18 protein-coding genes and 1 other RNA gene are annotated in these 15998 nt (G+C 66.2%); 10 read left to right on the top strand and 9 right to left on the bottom strand.

Annotated features, from left to right (window positions below):
• Window positions 1-64 precede the first annotated feature (64 nt).
• From dnaK to hrcA, 3 genes are all read right to left on the bottom strand, one after another.
• Window positions 65-1990, bottom strand: a complete 1926-nt coding sequence (gene dnaK, locus M2299_RS09820) for a molecular chaperone DnaK (RefSeq protein ID WP_025878871.1) — start codon at window positions 1988-1990, stop codon at window positions 65-67.
• A gap of 203 nt (window positions 1991-2193) precedes the next feature.
• Window positions 2194-2709: a nucleotide exchange factor GrpE gene (gene grpE, locus M2299_RS09815; protein WP_025878870.1), complete on the bottom strand. Its 516-nt coding sequence runs from the start codon at window positions 2707-2709 to the stop codon at window positions 2194-2196.
• Between the two features lie 63 nt (window positions 2710-2772).
• Window positions 2773-3837, bottom strand: a complete 1065-nt coding sequence (gene hrcA, locus M2299_RS09810) for a heat-inducible transcriptional repressor HrcA (RefSeq protein ID WP_164280653.1) — start codon at window positions 3835-3837, stop codon at window positions 2773-2775.
• 115 nt (window positions 3838-3952) lie between these two features.
• On the opposite strand from hrcA, the gene recN reads away from it, so the two are divergent.
• A complete protein-coding gene (recN, locus tag M2299_RS09805; RefSeq protein ID WP_280884269.1) occupies window positions 3953-5614 on the top strand; it encodes a DNA repair protein RecN in 1662 nt (553 codons plus the stop codon).
• A gap of 154 nt (window positions 5615-5768) precedes the next feature.
• Here recN and M2299_RS09800 read toward each other — a convergent pair whose 3' ends face one another.
• Window positions 5769-6686: a LysR family transcriptional regulator gene (locus tag M2299_RS09800; RefSeq protein ID WP_025878867.1), complete on the bottom strand. Its 918-nt coding sequence runs from the start codon at window positions 6684-6686 to the stop codon at window positions 5769-5771.
• A 97-nt stretch (window positions 6687-6783) separates the two neighbouring features.
• Between M2299_RS09800 and M2299_RS09795 the strand changes: the two genes are divergently transcribed.
• Window positions 6784-8034 (top strand): SGNH/GDSL hydrolase family protein, encoded by a 1251-nt coding sequence (locus M2299_RS09795; RefSeq protein WP_280884268.1) that lies wholly within the window; start codon window positions 6784-6786, stop codon window positions 8032-8034.
• 63 nt (window positions 8035-8097) lie between these two features.
• Here M2299_RS09795 and fur read toward each other — a convergent pair whose 3' ends face one another.
• Window positions 8098-8505, bottom strand: coding sequence for a ferric iron uptake transcriptional regulator (gene fur, locus M2299_RS09790; RefSeq protein WP_025878865.1), 408 nt, complete (start codon window positions 8503-8505; stop codon window positions 8098-8100).
• Window positions 8506-8608: 103 nt separating this feature from the next.
• Here fur and bamE point away from each other — a divergent pair, with 103 nt between their 5' ends.
• Window positions 8609-9004, top strand: a complete 396-nt coding sequence (bamE, locus tag M2299_RS09785) for an outer membrane protein assembly factor BamE (RefSeq protein WP_280884267.1) — start codon at window positions 8609-8611, stop codon at window positions 9002-9004.
• A gap of 35 nt (window positions 9005-9039) precedes the next feature.
• Here the strand turns inward: bamE and M2299_RS09780 are convergent, their stop codons facing one another.
• On the bottom strand, window positions 9040-9297 hold the full coding sequence (locus M2299_RS09780) for an RnfH family protein (RefSeq protein ID WP_032977653.1): 258 nt from the start codon (window positions 9295-9297) through the stop codon (window positions 9040-9042).
• A gap of 3 nt (window positions 9298-9300) precedes the next feature.
• Window positions 9301-9726, bottom strand: a complete 426-nt coding sequence (locus tag M2299_RS09775; protein ID WP_025878862.1) for a type II toxin-antitoxin system RatA family toxin — start codon at window positions 9724-9726, stop codon at window positions 9301-9303.
• A 57-nt stretch (window positions 9727-9783) separates the two neighbouring features.
• On the opposite strand from M2299_RS09775, the gene smpB reads away from it, so the two are divergent.
• Together smpB and M2299_RS09765 are read left to right on the top strand one after the other, a co-directional pair.
• A complete protein-coding gene (gene smpB / locus M2299_RS09770) occupies window positions 9784-10287 on the top strand; it encodes an SsrA-binding protein SmpB (RefSeq protein ID WP_025878861.1) in 504 nt (167 codons plus the stop codon).
• Window positions 10287-10715, top strand: coding sequence for a GNAT family N-acetyltransferase (locus tag M2299_RS09765; protein ID WP_280884266.1), 429 nt, complete (start codon window positions 10287-10289; stop codon window positions 10713-10715). The genes smpB and M2299_RS09765 overlap by 1 nt, the downstream gene beginning before the upstream one ends.
• Before the next feature lie 82 nt (window positions 10716-10797).
• Here the strand turns inward: M2299_RS09765 and M2299_RS09760 are convergent, their stop codons facing one another.
• Together M2299_RS09760 and M2299_RS09755 are read right to left on the bottom strand one after the other, a co-directional pair.
• Window positions 10798-11370, bottom strand: coding sequence for a hypothetical protein (locus M2299_RS09760; protein ID WP_025878859.1), 573 nt, complete (start codon window positions 11368-11370; stop codon window positions 10798-10800).
• A 131-nt stretch (window positions 11371-11501) separates the two neighbouring features.
• Window positions 11502-11933, bottom strand: coding sequence for a GNAT family N-acetyltransferase (locus tag M2299_RS09755; protein ID WP_080149515.1), 432 nt, complete (start codon window positions 11931-11933; stop codon window positions 11502-11504).
• Between the two features lie 163 nt (window positions 11934-12096).
• Here M2299_RS09755 and ssrA point away from each other — a divergent pair.
• The 5 genes from ssrA (at window position 12097) to M2299_RS09730 (ending at window position 15990) form a co-directional block, all read left to right on the top strand.
• Window positions 12097-12489: a transfer-messenger RNA gene (ssrA, locus tag M2299_RS09750) on the top strand.
• 119 nt (window positions 12490-12608) lie between these two features.
• Entirely contained in the window at window positions 12609-12962 is a 354-nt protein-coding gene (locus tag M2299_RS09745; protein ID WP_100436110.1) for a TM2 domain-containing protein, read from the top strand.
• Between the two features lie 24 nt (window positions 12963-12986).
• Entirely contained in the window at window positions 12987-13310 is a 324-nt protein-coding gene (locus tag M2299_RS09740) for a hypothetical protein (protein ID WP_099842293.1), read from the top strand.
• 92 nt (window positions 13311-13402) lie between these two features.
• Window positions 13403-13870, top strand: coding sequence for a hypothetical protein (locus M2299_RS09735; protein ID WP_280884265.1), 468 nt, complete (start codon window positions 13403-13405; stop codon window positions 13868-13870).
• A gap of 116 nt (window positions 13871-13986) precedes the next feature.
• Complete coding sequence (locus M2299_RS09730) at window positions 13987-15990, top strand: alpha/beta hydrolase (protein WP_280884264.1); 2004 nt, start codon at window positions 13987-13989, stop codon at window positions 15988-15990.
• The last annotated feature ends 8 nt before the right edge of the window (window positions 15991-15998 follow it).

Here is a 15998-nt window from a genome sequence, read left to right as displayed (position 1 = left end):
AGGGCGGTCAGGACCCTGGTACGACAACGGGACGCTGGCAACCAGCGTCCCGTGTCGGTCCGGATCAGGACTTCTTGTCGTCCTTGACTTCGGTGAACTCGGCGTCCACCACGTCATCCTGCGCCTTGCCCGCATTGCCGGCGTCGGCACCCGGGGCGGCACCGCCCTGGTCGGCCGAAGCCGCAGCGAACAGCGACTGGCCAGCTTCTTCCAGCACCTTCGACTTGGCTTCGATCTGCGCCTTGTCGTCACCCTTCATCGCGGTTTCCAGATCGGCCAGGGCCGCTTCCACCTTGCCGATCACTTCGCCACCAACCTTGCTGCCGTGCTCGGTGATCGCGCTGCGGGTGCCGTGGATCAGGGCATCGGCCTGGTTGCGGGCCTGCACCAGCTCCTGGAACTTCTTGTCTTCTTCGCGGTTGGCTTCCGCGTCGGCGACCATGCGTGCGATCTCTTCCTCGGACAGACCCGAACCGGCCTTGATCTCGACCTTCTGTTCCTTGTTGGTCTTCTTGTCCTTGGCCGACACGTGCAGGATGCCGTTGGCGTCGATGTCGAAGGACACTTCCACCTGCGGCAGGCCGCGCGGGGCCGGCTCGATGCCGGACAGGTCGAACTTGGCCAGCGACTTGTTGAAGCGGGCCTGTTCGCGCTCACCCTGCAGCACGTGCACGGTCACGGCCGACTGGTTGTCCTCGGCGGTGGAGAACACCTGCGAGGCCTTGGTCGGGATGGTGGTGTTCTTTTCGATGATCTTGGTGAACACACCGCCCATGGTTTCGATGCCCAGCGACAGCGGGGTCACGTCCAGCAGCAGCACATCCTTGACGTCGCCGCCAAGCACGCCGCCCTGGATCGCAGCACCCAGTGCCACGGCTTCGTCCGGGTTGACGTCCTTGCGCGGTTCCTTGCCGAAGAACTCGGTGACAGCCTGCTGCACCTTCGGCATGCGGGTCTGGCCGCCGACCAGGATCACTTCGCTGATGTCGCTCGAACGCAGGCCGGCGTCATTCAACGCAACGCGGCACGGCTCGATCGACTTCCTGATCAGCTCTTCCACCAGCGATTCCAGCTTGGCGCGGGTCAGCTTGATGTTCAGGTGCTTCGGACCCGACGCGTCAGCGGTGACGTACGGCAGGTTCACTTCAGTCTGCTGGGCGCTGGACAGCTCGATCTTGGCGCGCTCGGCAGCATCCTTCAGGCGCTGCAGGGCCAGCGGATCCTTGCGCAGGTCGATGCCCTGGTCCTTGTTGAACTCTTCAACCAGGTACTCGATGACGCGGTTGTCGAAGTCTTCGCCACCCAGGAAGGTGTCGCCGTTGGTGGCAAGCACTTCGAACTGCTTCTCGCCGTCGACATTGGCGATCTCGATCACCGAGACGTCGAAGGTGCCGCCGCCCAGGTCGTACACAACGATCTTGCGATCCTTGTTGTCGCCCTTGTCCAGGCCATAGGCCAGCGCGGCCGCGGTCGGCTCGTTGATGATGCGCTTGACGTCCAGGCCGGCGATGCGGCCAGCGTCCTTGGTTGCCTGGCGCTGGCTGTCGTTGAAGTAGGCCGGCACGGTGATGACCGCTTCGGTGACCTTCTCACCGAGGAAGTCCTCGGCGGTCTTCTTCATCTTCTCCAGCACCTTGGCCGAGATTTCCTGCGGTGCCATCTTCTTGGCATCGCTGGTGGCCACCCAGGCATCACCATTGTCATGGGCCAGGATGCTGTACGGGACGTGCGCGATGTCCTTCTGCACTTCGGCGTCGGTGAACTTGCGGCCGATCAGGCGCTTCACTGCGTAGAAGGTGTTCTTCGGGTTGGTCACGGCCTGGCGCTTGGCCGAGGCACCGACCAGGACTTCGCCGTCCTTGGTGTAGGCGACGATCGACGGGGTGGTGCGATCGCCTTCCGAATTTTCGATGACGCGGGCCTTGCCGCCGTCCATGATCGCCACGCACGAGTTGGTGGTGCCGAGGTCGATACCAATGATCTTGCCCATGGGGGAGACTCCTTGAAGGATGTTGTTTTTGTCAGTCCGGCCGTTCGGCCGGTGGATGAATGGGATGTGGGGGAGGCTCGTGGAACATTCAAGCCATCCCCCGAACGCTGTGTTTCCGTTCGCCCAACACGTTCAGCGTCGGTCATGCCGATGCCCCGGTCGCGGCGGGAAAACCCGCGCCAGGCCAGGCCCGGCGCCCGCGGTCAATCGGCGGCAACCACCACCAGCGCCGGCCGCAGCAGGCGCTCGTTGAGCAGGTAGCCCTTCTGGAACACGGTCACCACGCTGCCCGGGGCGGCGCCGGGGGCAGCGACCTGGCTGATCGCCTGGTGGTGTTCCGGGTTGAACGGCTGCCCGGTCGGGTCCAGCAGCACCAGGCCGTTGTCACCAGCGACCTTCAGCAGCTGCTTGTAGGTCAGCTCCAGGCCCTCGCGAAGCGGATGGGCATCGTCGCCGGCGGCCTTGAGGCCGGCATCGAGGCTGTCGAATACCGGCAGCAGTTCGCCCAGCAGCTTCTCGTTGGCGAACTTGCGCGCCTGTTCGATGTCGCGGGCCACGCGCTTGCGCTGGTTGTCGAGGTCGGCGCGCTCACGCAGCGCTTCGGCCTTGACCTGCTCCACTTCGGCACGGAGCTGTTCGATCTGTTCGTTGACGCCCTCGGCGGCAGCTGCGTCGGCGGCGGCCTGCTGGGCGGCGATGTCTGGCTGATCTTGATTCATGTCTGGGTCCCTGGCGGTCACTCTCCGCCTCCACCCACCCTAGTGTGGGCGGGATGCTGCGTTTCAAGCGTCCGATGCACCCGGACTTCGCCCGCCCGGCGAAAAGGCCGCGCCGAGCACATCGGCGGTGGCCTGGACCAGCGGAATCATGCGGTCGTACGCCATCCGCTTCGGCCCGATCACGCCCAGCACGCCCAGTACCTGGCCGTTGGCGGTGTACGGCGCGGTGACCAGCGAGACGCCCTGCAGGGGTACCACGCCGGTTTCCTCGCCGATGAAGATGCGCACGCCGGGGGCCTGGATGGTCCGCTCCAGCAGCTGCAGGATCTCGCGCTTGCTGGAAAACAGCTCGAACAGCTCGCGCAGGCGCTCCAGGTCGGACAGGTCCTGCACCCCCATCAGACGCGTCTGGCCGGCCACCAGCATGTCGTCGGCCGGCGGCTGCAGGGCCTGCTCGGCCAGCTCGACGCTGTGCGCCAGCACCTGTTCCAGCTCGGAACGGGCGTCGCGCAGCTCCAGCAGCAGGCGGGTACGGATCTCGGCCAGGGGCAGCCCGGCGAAGTTGGCATTGAGGTAGTTGGCCACCTGCTCCAGCTGCCCCGGTGCGAAGTCCTGGCGCGTCTCGATCACCCGGTTCTGCACTTCATTGTCGGCAAACACCAGGATCGCCAGCACCCGGCGCCCGTCCAGCGCCACGAAATCGATCTGGCGGAAGGCGAACTGCTCGCGGCGCGGCGCGCTGACCACGCCAACGAAGTGGCTCATCGCCGACAGCAGCTCCGACGCACTGCCGAGCAGCGCCTGGGTACTGCCGCCTCCGGCCAGCTCCTGACGCAGTCGGGCCAGCTCCCCTTCGCCCGGCGGCTGCATCTGCAACAGGCTGTCGACGAAAACCCGGTAGCCATGCGCGGTCGGAATCCGGCCCGCCGACGTATGCGGCGAGGCCAGCAGGCCCAGGTCTTCCAGGTCACCGAGGATGTTGCGGATGGTGGCCGGACTGACCTCCAGGCCGGCCACGCGCGCCAGCGTCTGCGAACCCACGGGCTCGCCATCCTGGATGTAGCGCGCGATCAGCGTGCGCAGCAGGTGCCGCGCGCGCGGGGCAAGTTGGTCGGGAGAACCGTGCATGGAATCAACCTGTGAGACAGGGACATTAGATAATGGCGACGCATCCCCTTGGCAAGTCATTGGACGACCCCGCCGCGCGTGCTAGCGTTGCGCGGCTGCAGACACCCCCTTACCCATGCTCAGACATCTTTCAATCAAGGATTTCGCCGTCGTCCGCGCCACCGAACTGGAGTTCGGGCCGGGCATGACCGTGGTTTCAGGCGAGACCGGCGCGGGCAAGTCGCTGATGGTCGACGCTCTGGGCTTCCTGTCCGGCCTGCGCGCCGACAGCGGCGTGGTCCGCCATGGCGCGGCCCGGGCCGAACTGTCGGCCGAATTCGCGCTGGACCAGCTGCAGGCCGCCCGCCAGTGGCTGGCCAGCAATGAGCTGGACGATGAAGACCAATGCCAGCTGCGCCGCGTGATCCGCGCCGACGGCGGCTCGCGCTCGTGGATCAACGGCCGCCCGGTCACCCTGGCGCAGCTGGCCGACCTCGCCGGCCTGCTGGTGGAAATCCATGGCCAGCATGAGCAGCAGGCCCTGCTGACGCGCCCGTCGCAGCTGGCCCTGCTGGACGCCTATGCCCGCAACGAAAGCGAACGCCGCCAGGTGCGCCGCGCTGCCGCCACCTGGCAGGCGCTGGTCGATGAATCCCTCGCACTGTCGCAACAGGGCGACGTGAGTGACCGCATCGGCTTCCTCGAACATCAGCTGCGCGAACTGGACCGTGAGGATCTGGAGCCGGAGTCGATCACCGCGCTCGGCGCCAGCCATCGCCGTCAGGCGCATGCCAGCGCCCTGTTGGCCGCCTGCCAGGCAGCTTCGGACCAGCTCAACGGCGACGAAGGCCACTCGGCGCTGGATCAGCTGCAGCAGGTGCGGCATGAACTGGCCCGGGTGGCCGAACATGACCCGCGCCTGGGCGATGTCGATGCATTGATCGACAGCGCCTCCATCCAGCTGCACGAGGCGCTGGCCCTGCTCGACCGGGTGCATGACGACCTGGACGCCGATCCGGACCAGTTCGAGGAGAACGAGCGCCGCCTCGGCCGCCTGCACGACCTGGCCCGCAAGCACCGCGTGCCGATGGATGAGCTGGGTGCGCAGCGTGAGCGCATGCACGCCGAAGTGGAACAGCTGCGCGGCGCCGACGAGCGCCTGCAGCGTCTGGCCGGCGAAATTGAGAAGGCCGCAGCGGCCTGGCGTATCGAGGCCGCAGCACTGACCACCAGCCGCCGCACCGCTGCTGCCGAGCTGTCGGCCACCACCACCGGCATCATTGCCGAGCTGGGCATGGGCGGCGGTCAGTTCCTGATCGAGCTGGAGCCGCAGGACAACGGCAAGCCGGACCCGCAGGGCGCCGAGCGCGTCGAGTTCCTGGTAGCTGCCAATGCCGGCCAGCCACCGCGTGCGCTGCGCAAGGTCGCTTCCGGTGGCGAGCTGTCACGTATTTCGCTGGCTATCGAAGTGGCCGCGCTCGACCTGGATGCAGTGCCGACCATGGTGTTCGACGAAGTCGACTCCGGCATCGGTGGCGCGGTGGCCGATATCGTCGGCCAGAAGCTGCGCGCCCTCGGCGAAAAGCGCCAAGTATTGTGCGTGACCCATCTGCCGCAGGTCGCCTCCAAGGGCCACGCCCATTACCGGGTCAGCAAGGCACCGGTGGAAGGCATGACCCAGAGCGCGGTGGAGAAGCTCGACGCAAAGGCCCGCGAGGAAGAGCTGGCGCGCATGCTGGGTGGCGTGGAAGTGAGCAAGGAAGCCCGCGCCGCCGCGCGCAAGCTGCTGCAGGTGTAGGCCCCTGCACGCCTGTTGGCGCGCGTGAATCGCGGGCATTCATCCACGCATGGCGTGGATCTACTGCAGGCCTGACGCCTGGTAGTGCCGGCCGCTGGCCGGCAACCCGGCGCACGTGGACGAAGGTCATGACGCTGCCGGCCAGCGGCCGGCACTACCCCCGCGGCTGCGTCAGATCGACGTTCTCCACCAGGAAATCAAGGAACGCGCGCACCCGCAGCGGCAGGTAGCCCCCCTGCCCCAGGAACACCGCGTGCACCTCTTCCAGGTCGCCCGGGTTGGCGTCCTCCAGCACCGGCAGCAACCGGCCTGCCGCAATATCGGCCTGCACCTGGAACGCCGCCAGCCGGGCCAGGCCCAGCCCACCCAGCACCAGCTGACGCAGCGCGTCGCCATTGCTGGCGCGCGCATTTCCGCTCGGCAGTACCCGCTGCTGCTGGCCATCCTGCAGCAGCGGCCAGCCCTGCACCGACCGTGCATGGCCGATATCCAACCGGTTGTGCGCCAGCAGCGCATCGGCATTGGCCGGCAGTCCGTGTCGTGCCGCATAGGCCGGTGCCGCCACGATCATCATCCGCGTCGCCCCCAGCCGGCGCGCGACCAGGCTGGAACTCTTCAACGGACCGGCCCGCACCGCCACGTCCGTGCGCTGCTCCAGCAGATCGATCACCTCGTCGGTCAGCGTCAGGTCCACACCGACCTGCGGATGACGCTGCAGGAATTCCGGTAGCAGCGGCAGCAGGAAATGCTGGCCGAACGGCACGTTGGCATTGACCCGCAGCCGCCCGCGCGGCTCGGCGTGGGCGCTGGCGCAGCGTTCGGCCTCTTCCAGATCGGCCAGCACCCGCAGGCCGCGCTCATAGAACGCGCAGCCCTCCGGGGTCAGCTGCAACTGGCGGGTGGAGCGCTGCAGCAGGCGCGTGCCCAGCCGTTGTTCCAGCCGCGCAACCAGCTTGCTGACCGCCGACGGTGTCATCTCCAGGCTGCGGGCGGCGGCGGAAAAGCCGCCGGTTTCGATCACCCGTACGAACACTTCCAGTTCGCCGGATCGGTTGATGTCGGTGCGTGCCATGCCAATGAATTCGATTCACAGATGATTGTCCATGCGCAGTCTAGTTCACAGATAACCCTGGACGCACCATGACCGTCCCTCCCACCAGGTCATCCCGATGAATCGCCTGAGCCAACTGACCGCCACCGCCCTGCTTGTCCTGTCCGGCGCCGCCGCCGCGTCACCTGCCCCGCACTGGGTGGCCAGCTGGCAAGCCAGCCCGCAGCCGGTGTGGGGCAGCGATTTCCTGTTTCCTACCCTCATTCCCGGCCAACTGCAGGACCAGACCTTTCGCCAGAGCGCTCGCGTCAGCCTGGGCGGGTCGCGCCTGCGGGTCCGGCTGAGCAATATCTACGGCACCCAACCTTTGCGGATCGGCGCTGCCAGCATCGCCGCCCATACGGGGGACACGCCGCAGCCGCTGCGCTTCGACGGCCAGCCCGGGGTCGTGATTGCGCCCGGGCAGGACCGCCTGAGCGATCCGCTCCCCCTTCTCACCGCTGATCGGCAGGCGGTGCAGGTCAGCGTTTACCTGCCCGACCGCACGCCGCTGCAGACCTTCCATTGGGACGGGCGGCAAACCAGTTGGATTGCGCCGGGCGACCAGCATCAACGACCCGCGCTGCGGGACGCCAGCAGCACCACGGCCCGCCTGCTCCTGTCGGCTATCGAAGTCGAGGCCCCGGCCATCGCGCGCAGCGTGGTGGTGATCGGCGATTCAATCACCGATGGCGCCACCGCCAGCCTCGACCAGGACCAGCGCTGGACCGATCACCTCGCCGCGCGGCTGGCACCAGAAGGTGTAGCGGTGGTCAATGCCGGCATATCCGGCGGTCGCCTGCTGCGCGATGGCATGGGCGAATCGGCCCGCAAGCGTTTCCAGCGTGACGTGCTCGACCAGCCCGGTGTCGCCAGCGTGATCGTGCTGATCGGCATCAACGACATCAGCTGGCCGGGCACGGCCTTTGCCCGCGCGCAGGCCCGGCCCAGCCTGGCCGAGCTGCAGGCCGGCTACCGCGATCTGGCCCAGCGCGCCCATGCGCGCGGCCTGCGCATCCTCGGCGCGACCCTGACCCCGTTTGCCGGCGCCCTGCCCGGCACCCCGCTGGACGACTACTACGCCGCGGACAAGGACGCCCTGCGCCAGCAGCTCAACGCCTGGCTGCGCACGGACAGCCCGTTCGACGCGGTGATCGACCTCGACGCGGCCCTGCGCGATCCGGCCGATCCCTCACGGATGGCGGCTGCCTACGACTCCGGCGACCACCTGCACCCGGGCGATGCGGGGAACCGGGCGATGGCCGAGGCGGTGGATCTGGACGTCCTGATGGGGCCATCCACGCATGGCGTGGATCTACCGCGACGCTGAGGCCAGACAAACAAAAACCCCGGGCATGCCCGGGGTTTCGTCGCAATCAGCTGGCTGCGAGGCCTACTTGCGCTTCTTGCGCACGTACAGCACCAGCGAGTGCTCTTCCAGCTCGTAGCCGTGATCGGCCGCGATCTTGCGCTGCAGGTCTTCGATCTCGGTGCTTTCGAACTCGATGATCTTGCCGCTGTCCACATCGACCATGTGGTCGTGGTGGCCGCCGCGGTCGAGTTCGTAGACGGCCTGGCCGCCTTCGAAATTGTGCTTGAGCACGAGGCCGGCGGCCTCGAACTGGGTCAGCACCCGGTACACCGTGGCCAGGCCGATCTCGTCGCCATGCTCCAGCAGCTGGCGGTAGATGTCTTCGGCGGTCATGTGGTGCTGGGCATTGCGCTGCTCGAGCAGCGCCAGGATCCGCATCCGCGGATGGGTCACCTTCAGGCCGACTTTACGCAGGTCGTGGGTTTCCATAGGTCTCCGTTCATTGGCGATTTAGCGCCAGCTGCCTCGGATTGGGTCGCGGTGGCACGCCGGGAGTGTATCATCGGATTGATTTCCCCAACCGCCAGTCCCGATGCGCAATCTCCTGTTGGTCGCCGCCGTCGCCTTGTCCACCACCGGGTGCGGCATCATCTACAAGCAACCCATCTACCAGGGCAACCTGATCCGGGAAGATGCCGTTGCCAAACTGCAGGTCGGGCAGAGCAAGCAGCAGGTCACTGCCCTGCTGGGCACCCCGTCGGTGCCGGATCCGTTCCACGCCCAGCGTTGGGACTACACCTCGACCGAGCGCGTGAACCGCCTGGGCCGTAGCGACGTGAAGAATTTCGTCGTGTACTTCGAAAATGATGTGGTCACCCGTTGGGAAGGCGATTACTTCCCGGCCAACGACAAGGCCCTTGCCCAGCAGACCGTGCGCCAGTTCGGCCGCAATCTGCCGAAGGACAAGAAGAAGAAGGGCGGCCGCTGAGCCACCCTGCCCGTCCTCCGGACGGGCCTTGGGGATCAACCGCCGCGCGCGCGTCGCCGGCGGTTGTCCTTCGGGTCGGCCTGCAGGCCACGCAGCAGCTCCACACGATCACCATCCAGCAGCACCTGATGCGGCTGCGCCAGTACGCCATGCACGGCGGCGGCAGGACAGTCGGCACTGCCTTCGAGCCGGGCCGCTGCCACGGCATCAGCCACGGTCGCCCCCTCCTCCAGCTGCAGCCGGCGCGACAGCACCTGGTGTGGCCAGGCCAGCACGACCTCGACCTCGATCATCGTTCAGCCCTCGTCGGCGACGCGGACGAAATCGTTGACCATGCGATCGGCCAATCCCTGGAAGCCGATGGCCAGCGCCGGACCCAGCAGGCGTGAACTCGGCTCGAAGTCCAGGGTGAGGGTGACCTTGCAGGCATCTTCCGCCAGGGCGTGGAATTCCCAGCGGCCGTGCAGTTGCTTGAACGGCCCCTCGCGCAGCTGCATGTCGATGCTGTGCGGGCGTTGCAGGGTGTTTTCGGTCTGGAACCAGGTGCTGAACGAACCCAGGCCCAGGTCCAGGCGAGCGACCAGCCGGTCTTCGCCCTGCTCGAGGATGCGGGCGTCCGAGCACCAGCGGAAGCGGCGCGGATAGGCCTGGACGTCGTTGACCAGATCGAACATGCGCGCGGCCGAATGTTCGACCAGGGCACTGCGGCGGATAGTAGGCATGAATACAGGACGCTTCGGCAATCGACCGGGCGGGCCCGAATCGGAGACAATACGGAAATGAGCAAGAACACCGGCAAGGATAAAGCAAAGAGCGCGACGGCCAACAAGACCATCGCGTTGAACAAGCGTGCCCGTCACGAGTACCACATCGAAGACCGCTTCGAAGCCGGCCTGGCCCTGCAGGGCTGGGAAGTGAAGTCGATCCGCGCTGGCCGCGGCAACATCGTCGACGCCTACGCCTATGTGAAGGACGGCGAGATCTTCCTGATCGGCGCGCAGATCACCCCGCTGATCCAGGCCTCCACCCACGTGGTGGCCAACGACCGGCGCGAGCGCAAGCTGCTGCTGCACCGGAGCGAGATCGACAAGCTGGTTGGCAAGGTCGAGCGTGATGGCTACACGATCGTGCCCACCGCCATGTACTGGAGCAAGAACAAGATCAAGCTGGAAGTGGCGCTGGCCAAGGGCAAGCAGACCCACGACAAGCGCGATGCCGCCAAGGATCGTGACTGGGCGATCGAGAAGCAGCGGGTAATGCGTCGCGGCAACCGCGACGCCTGATGGAGCGCGCCGACGCTCCTGCGGCGGCCAATGCTGAAGACGCGCGCGAGCTGTGCGCGCGGTTGTCTGCGTTCAACCGCGCCAGCAGCGGTTTCGACTTCGAAGACGTGCCGGTCCGGCTGGCCTGGCGCGATGAACAAGGTGAACTGCGCGGCGGACTGCTTGCCGATGTCTGCGCAGGTTGGCTGCAGGTGCATGTCCTGTGGGTCGACCCGGAACGTCGCGGGCGTGGCATCGGCCAGCGCCTGTTGGCGGATGCCGAGACCCAGGCCCGTGACGCTGGTGCGTGCGGGGTGATGCTCGACACCTTCGACTGGCAGGCCGAACACTTCTACCTGAGACAGGGCTATGAAGTGTTCGGACGGCTCCCCGACTGCCCGCCGGGCCACGAGCGGATCTATCTGCGCAAGGTGCTGCCAGTCCTTTAGCCCACGGCACCTCCGTCGGCTTTCGAAGGACTGCGCCAGACTGCCCCAGCGCGGGGCGTCGCCCACCGTTTCGGGCAACGACTCAACCCGCCAGCATGCCCTGCCCGCGCAGACGCGGTGACAGCGCCGCGTGCATCACTGCCAGGTGCATCACCACCGACAGCTCCGGAGCATGGCGATCATCACCGGCACGCCACTGCTGTGCCAGCCGCGCCGCATCGACGGGCAGCAGGGCCAGCAACTGGGCGTCGTCCAGCGCGTCGGCGGAGGCCTGCAGCTGCCGCGCCAGTTGCCGCGACTGCCACACGTGCACGCCAATGCTGAGGCTGGCCAGCGACATGAGGGTCAGGGCCAGGCCATGCTCGAACCACTGTGACAGCACATCCGGACCCCACAGGAGTGCGGCCAGTACCGCCAGGGCCGGCAGCCGCCAGCCCAGCCAATGGAAGCGGCCACGCCGAGGCCAATGCACCACCACCGCACTGGCGATCAGCGCAGCTGCAGCCGTGGCCGGCAACTCGGTTGCCCAGGTTGCAGCCAACAACACCGCCAGCACCGCCCAGACCCAGCCGGGCGGCAGTGCCCGCCGCTGGTAATCGGCCCCTACCGGGCCAACCAGCTGACGCAGGCTGCGCTGTTGCATTGCTTCGGTCACCGGCCGTCTCCGTATCTGTCCTGGCTGGAATGGTCGTAGCCAGTGTGTCGCAAATTCGTGCCCACGACGTTAGCAATCCGCTATGACGGACGCTCTGCAACATGTTGAGGATTGAGGCCGACGCCTGCCATTCACGCCGCGCGGAGATCCTTGCTGAGGAACACGCGACTGGTCCCCGGCGGATCGCACGGGACCTGGCCGAATACGGTCCAGCCATGCTTCACATAGAAGTCCGGCGCCTGGAAGCTGATGGTGTAGAGCACGGCGGAACGGCAGCCGCGCCGGCGTGCTTCCTCTTCGGCAGCGGCAAGCATCTGCGACCCCATGCCATTGCCCCGGTGTGCGGGCGGCATGTAGAACAGGTCGATGAACAACAGGCCCAGCGAGGTGCGCCCGCTCAAGCCACCCACCACTTCGCCGCTGGCCGGATCGGTGGCCAGCACGGCCAAGGTGCGTCGATCGGCATGGCCGGCCGCCTGCAGATTGAACTGATCCAGGCCATCGGCAATCAACTCCAGTGCTTGCGGGCTGGGGGCGTCGGTCACGGCGATTTCGAGCTGCATGCGTTCCATTCCCTGGGCGACTATCGGAACCGCCGATGCTAGCAAGCGACCTGCGGAAGCGGGTGACTGTTCAGGTTTTTTGGCGTAGCATGCGCAGCGTTGGGCAGGTACTGACCGTGGCGACACGGAACAGGCCTCGTACCTTGCAGAACTTGAAGAAACCGGGGGTGCATTGGTTTCGACGGGGGTTGTGAAGTCGCCTGGCGCATGCCGAGGGGGTAGCTTTCCTCGTAAATCCAGCTGCAAAACTCTAGTTGCCAACGACGACAACTACGCTCCGGTCGCTCTCGCAGCCTAAAAACTGCGGTGCGTGACCTTCTGCCGACTTAGGCGGAGCCTCGAAACTGCTTGTGTCCATGCTCGCAGCGTAGAGTCATTATCATGGAATCGCGCTGGGCGGCTGCCTGTCAGTCCGGCACAAGAACACAACAGGCTGGTTCCCGGGTGCGCTTTGCACACCGTGCTGCTCGGGGATGAGATTCAACGGTGAGCTAAGCATGTAGTGCTGGGGATGGAGTGCCTTCGGACGGCGGTTCAATTCCGCCCACCTCCACCATTTGTACCGCCCTTCGGGGCACGAAAAGCCAGATCTCCCGTCGATTGGGGTCTGGCTTTTTTGTTGGCCGCATCAGGTCCAGAACCGCTGCCTCGACAAGGAGAAGCACCGTGGCGTTGATGAACAGCTCCGAATGCAACTGCAAGGCACGCAGCGATACGGCGATCTGCCCGACCTGCGATGCAGCTGCCCCACCGGCCTCTCAGCAGCCAAGCGACGCTGTCTATGCGGCACCGGTATCGCAATCCCCGCCTACCGCCAGGAACCGTGCCATCTACATCCTGCTCGCCTTGTTCCTGGGCATTTTCGGCGTCCACAACTTCTATGCCGGTTACCACGGACGCGCGGTCTGCCAACTACTGATCACGCTGTTGTTGGGCTGGCTCTTGATCGGCGTGCTGTTCACGGGCCTATGGGCACTGGTGGAAATGATCACAGTGGAAACCGACGCCTCTGGCGTGCAGATGGTGTAATCCCTGGCTACGGGAGGGGCCGCCATGGATCTCGACAGAATCGACGTTGTCTCTTGGCTCGACCAGATCCTTGATCAGGATCCGGCAACCTATGAAGACGCCTACTGGGGGCCTCGCCCGGCCGCGGCCATTGCGGTGCCGCACCTGCTTGCCCGGCTGCCGGCGGTGGATGATGGTTACTCGCGCGGAAAGCTGCTGGAACTGCTCGGCGAATCAGGCGACAGCACGGTCGGTCCGACCCTGCGGGCTGAGCTGCAGCATCCGTTGGAAGAGGTACGCCAATGGGCGCAACTGGCCTTGGATGCCCTTGATCGGGGAATCGCTTGGCAACCCAGCGAGGGGGCCTAGCCGACAACACTACCCTGCCCCACACTTCAGCCTGTCTTCCCGGACTTGGTGCCGGCGCCTCCGCTGCTCCGCGACATACAGAAGGATCTGCAATGAACAAGCCGCTTATCGCCCTGATGCTGGGCCTGGCCTTGACAACCGCTGCTGTTGCCGCACCTCCGGCAACCAGCACCACCGCACTGGAAGCCCTGCTGGCCTGCAAGGCGGGTTCCGATTTCACTGAAGCGCAGGTGGAGCAGGCATTCCATGCCGCCGGCCTGAGCCGCGACCCCGGCAGCGTGTTCGAGCCCAAGGGCAAGCCGGTGGCGCTGTTCGGAGGCACCGTAGCCAGCGCGGATGTGAGCATTTCCAAGCCCTACAAGAGCCTGCACGTGTATCTGCAGGGCGTTGATCACCAGCGTTTGGCCCGATCCTGGGGAGTGACGACGGTCAACGACGCGGCCGAAACCGAAGCGCCTTCCTACCTCAAGAAGATTGATGCCACGCACACGCTGCATGTGGGTGCCGGTGACGACTACGATGGTTATTCGGCTGCGGTGACCTGCCTGATCGAGGGATGATCTGCGGGGAGACCGGCTGACAGGCGGGGTTCGCCGGGCACGGTCCGGCGCTGCCGCAGGCCTGCTTCCGCGTTGACACGCCTGCCGCTAGAGTGGCGCCAGCGCAGGGAGTTCACATGGAAAGAACAGGCATCGGCGTCATCCGCACCACCTTCGTCCTCGTTGCCCTGCTCGCCCTGAGCGGGTGCGCGACGCTGCGCCAGTTCGGCCCATCGGTGCAGGTGGGCACGGTCACGCCAGGGCAGTACATCGCGCTCAAGCGCGGCGACATCCTCACCAGCGGCAAGCTAAGCGCGGCCACCATGGAGACCCTGCGCGTGGCCGGCCTGGACGAGGGCGTCTGTGCCAAGCCCGGCCTGCCCTGCATCGAGGCGATGGAGGGCAGCATCGTCGTCCGCGAGGAAGACAAGCGCTCGGCGCTGGCCGAACTGTGGGTGCAGTACGCGATGACGATGCCGGCGCCGAAGCGCGAGTCGGCGTCGGTGGCCCGCAGCAAGGCCGCGACCGCACCGCCTGATCCGACCTTCCAGCCGCGGCTGGATGCGTGGATGCAGATCGCGCGGCAGTCCTACGCGTATCTGTTCTTCACCGAACGCACCGCCAACCAGCGTGGTTTCGAAGACCGCCAGACCCAGGTGCGCGACTACTACAATCTGGCCGTGCAGGAATCAGCCGTGCTGCTGTTCGAAGCCTACTCGAGCAAGCAGGTGCGCAACGACAACGGGCGGTTCCAGCTGGGACGCTGGACCTTCGTGCTCGCGCCTGCCGACGATGGCCCGGCAGCGGACACGCGCGAGCCGCTGGAACTGGTACCGGCCGCATCGATGTCCTTCACCGGCACCCTGCGCAGCGTGCATCGCCGCGACGGCTTCGGCGCCGAACTGGTGGCGGTGATGGCAGACCCGGCCAGCACCGGCCTGGCGGCCGCCGCCGCTGGTAACGCAACGAAGGCCGAGCGCGACTGGAGCGAGATGCCGTCGCCGTCGATGACCGTGCTGCTGCGTTTTTCCGGCAACAACCTATGGGAAGTGCTGCACGACGACGAGCCGGAACTGGAGATCCACGACCCCTACCAGGTAGCGGTGGTGGAACTGCACGGCGAGCAGGTGCCACTGGCGGCGAACTTCACCGCCGGTTACGCGCTGTGGCTGGCCCGCTCCAACTTCAGCCGGCAATCGCTGCGTACGCTGTTCGGCGGCAAGGGCGGTATCGACAAGCCGCATCTGTTCATGATGCAGCCGTACGATCCGGACCGTCGCGTGCTGCTGATGATCCATGGCCTGGCCAGCAGCCCGGAGGCGTGGGTCAACGTGGCCAACGAACTGATGCGTGACGATGAGATCCGCGGCGACTTCCAGATCTGGCAGTTCTACTACCCGACCAACATGCCGATCGCCCTCAGCCACGATGAGATCCGGCGGATCCTGCACGAGGCACTGCAGCACTTCGACCCAACCGGCAAGGCGCTCGCATCGCGCGACATGGTGGTGGTCGCGCACAGCATGGGCGGGGTGATTTCGCGGCTGATGGTGTCCTCCTCTGGCGATCATCTGGTCGACACCCTGCTGGCGACTGCGCAGATGACCCCGGCGCAGCGCGAACTGCTGCGTACGAAGGGCGCGCCGGTGCTGACATTCCAGCCGGAACCGGAAATCTCACGGGTGGTGTTCATCGCTACCCCCCATCGCGGCACCGATGTTGCCGGCACGCGCCTGGGGCGCTGGCTCGGCCGCTTCGTGCGCCTGCCGCTGACGGTGCTGGAGGATGTCGCGACATTGGCAAACGACGGCAAGGTCGAGCGCAACGACGACAAGCACGGCTACCAGATGAACAGCATCCAGAACCTGGACAAGGACGATGCCTTCGTCAAGGCCGTGGCCGATCTGCCGATATCGCCGAAGGTGCGTTACCACTCGATCATCGCGCGGACCCAGGCCGAAGGTCCGCTGGAAAAGACCGACGATGGACTGGTTCCCTACTGGAGCGCGCACCTGCCGAAGGCCGTCTCGGAAAAAGTGATCGTGTCCGGTCACAGCGTGCAGGAAGCCACGCCGGCCATCGTCGAACTCCGCCGCATCCTGCATGAGGACATGGAGGCTCATCCTCTGCCGGCGAAGTAGCGCACGAC

This window comes from Stenotrophomonas sp. 1278, assembly GCF_029892765.1.
GTDB classification, from domain to species: Bacteria; Pseudomonadota; Gammaproteobacteria; order Xanthomonadales; family Xanthomonadaceae; genus Stenotrophomonas; species Stenotrophomonas indicatrix.
The sequence above is the reverse complement of the archived record's forward strand: the minus strand, read 5'-3'. Positions and strand labels throughout refer to the sequence as shown.

Excerpts from the sequence above, each read along its gene's own strand:
- M2299_RS09735 (WP_280884265.1), top strand. The coding sequence starts at position 13,403 with ATGAACAAGCCGCTTATCGCCCTGATGCTGGGCCTGGCCTTGACAACC.
- fur (WP_025878865.1), bottom strand. The coding sequence starts at position 8,505 with ATGGAAACCCACGACCTGCGTAAAGTCGGCCTGAAGGTGACCCATCCG.
- M2299_RS09740 (WP_099842293.1), top strand. The coding sequence starts at position 12,987 with ATGGATCTCGACAGAATCGACGTTGTCTCTTGGCTCGACCAGATCCTT.
- grpE (WP_025878870.1), bottom strand. The coding sequence starts at position 2,709 with ATGAATCAAGATCAGCCAGACATCGCCGCCCAGCAGGCCGCCGCCGAC.
- M2299_RS09775 (WP_025878862.1), bottom strand. The coding sequence starts at position 9,726 with ATGCCTACTATCCGCCGCAGTGCCCTGGTCGAACATTCGGCCGCGCGC.
- bamE (WP_280884267.1), top strand. The coding sequence starts at position 8,609 with ATGCGCAATCTCCTGTTGGTCGCCGCCGTCGCCTTGTCCACCACCGGG.
- dnaK (WP_025878871.1), bottom strand. The coding sequence starts at position 1,990 with ATGGGCAAGATCATTGGTATCGACCTCGGCACCACCAACTCGTGCGTG.
- M2299_RS09800 (WP_025878867.1), bottom strand. The coding sequence starts at position 6,686 with ATGGCACGCACCGACATCAACCGATCCGGCGAACTGGAAGTGTTCGTA.
- M2299_RS09780 (WP_032977653.1), bottom strand. The coding sequence starts at position 9,297 with ATGATCGAGGTCGAGGTCGTGCTGGCCTGGCCACACCAGGTGCTGTCG.
- M2299_RS09795 (WP_280884268.1), top strand. The coding sequence starts at position 6,784 with ATGAATCGCCTGAGCCAACTGACCGCCACCGCCCTGCTTGTCCTGTCC.
- M2299_RS09755 (WP_080149515.1), bottom strand. The coding sequence starts at position 11,933 with ATGCAGCTCGAAATCGCCGTGACCGACGCCCCCAGCCCGCAAGCACTG.
- recN (WP_280884269.1), top strand. The coding sequence starts at position 3,953 with ATGCTCAGACATCTTTCAATCAAGGATTTCGCCGTCGTCCGCGCCACC.
- smpB (WP_025878861.1), top strand. The coding sequence starts at position 9,784 with ATGAGCAAGAACACCGGCAAGGATAAAGCAAAGAGCGCGACGGCCAAC.
- hrcA (WP_164280653.1), bottom strand. The coding sequence starts at position 3,837 with ATGCACGGTTCTCCCGACCAACTTGCCCCGCGCGCGCGGCACCTGCTG.
- M2299_RS09745 (WP_100436110.1), top strand. The coding sequence starts at position 12,609 with ATGAACAGCTCCGAATGCAACTGCAAGGCACGCAGCGATACGGCGATC.
- M2299_RS09765 (WP_280884266.1), top strand. The coding sequence starts at position 10,287 with ATGGAGCGCGCCGACGCTCCTGCGGCGGCCAATGCTGAAGACGCGCGC.
- M2299_RS09730 (WP_280884264.1), top strand. The coding sequence starts at position 13,987 with ATGGAAAGAACAGGCATCGGCGTCATCCGCACCACCTTCGTCCTCGTT.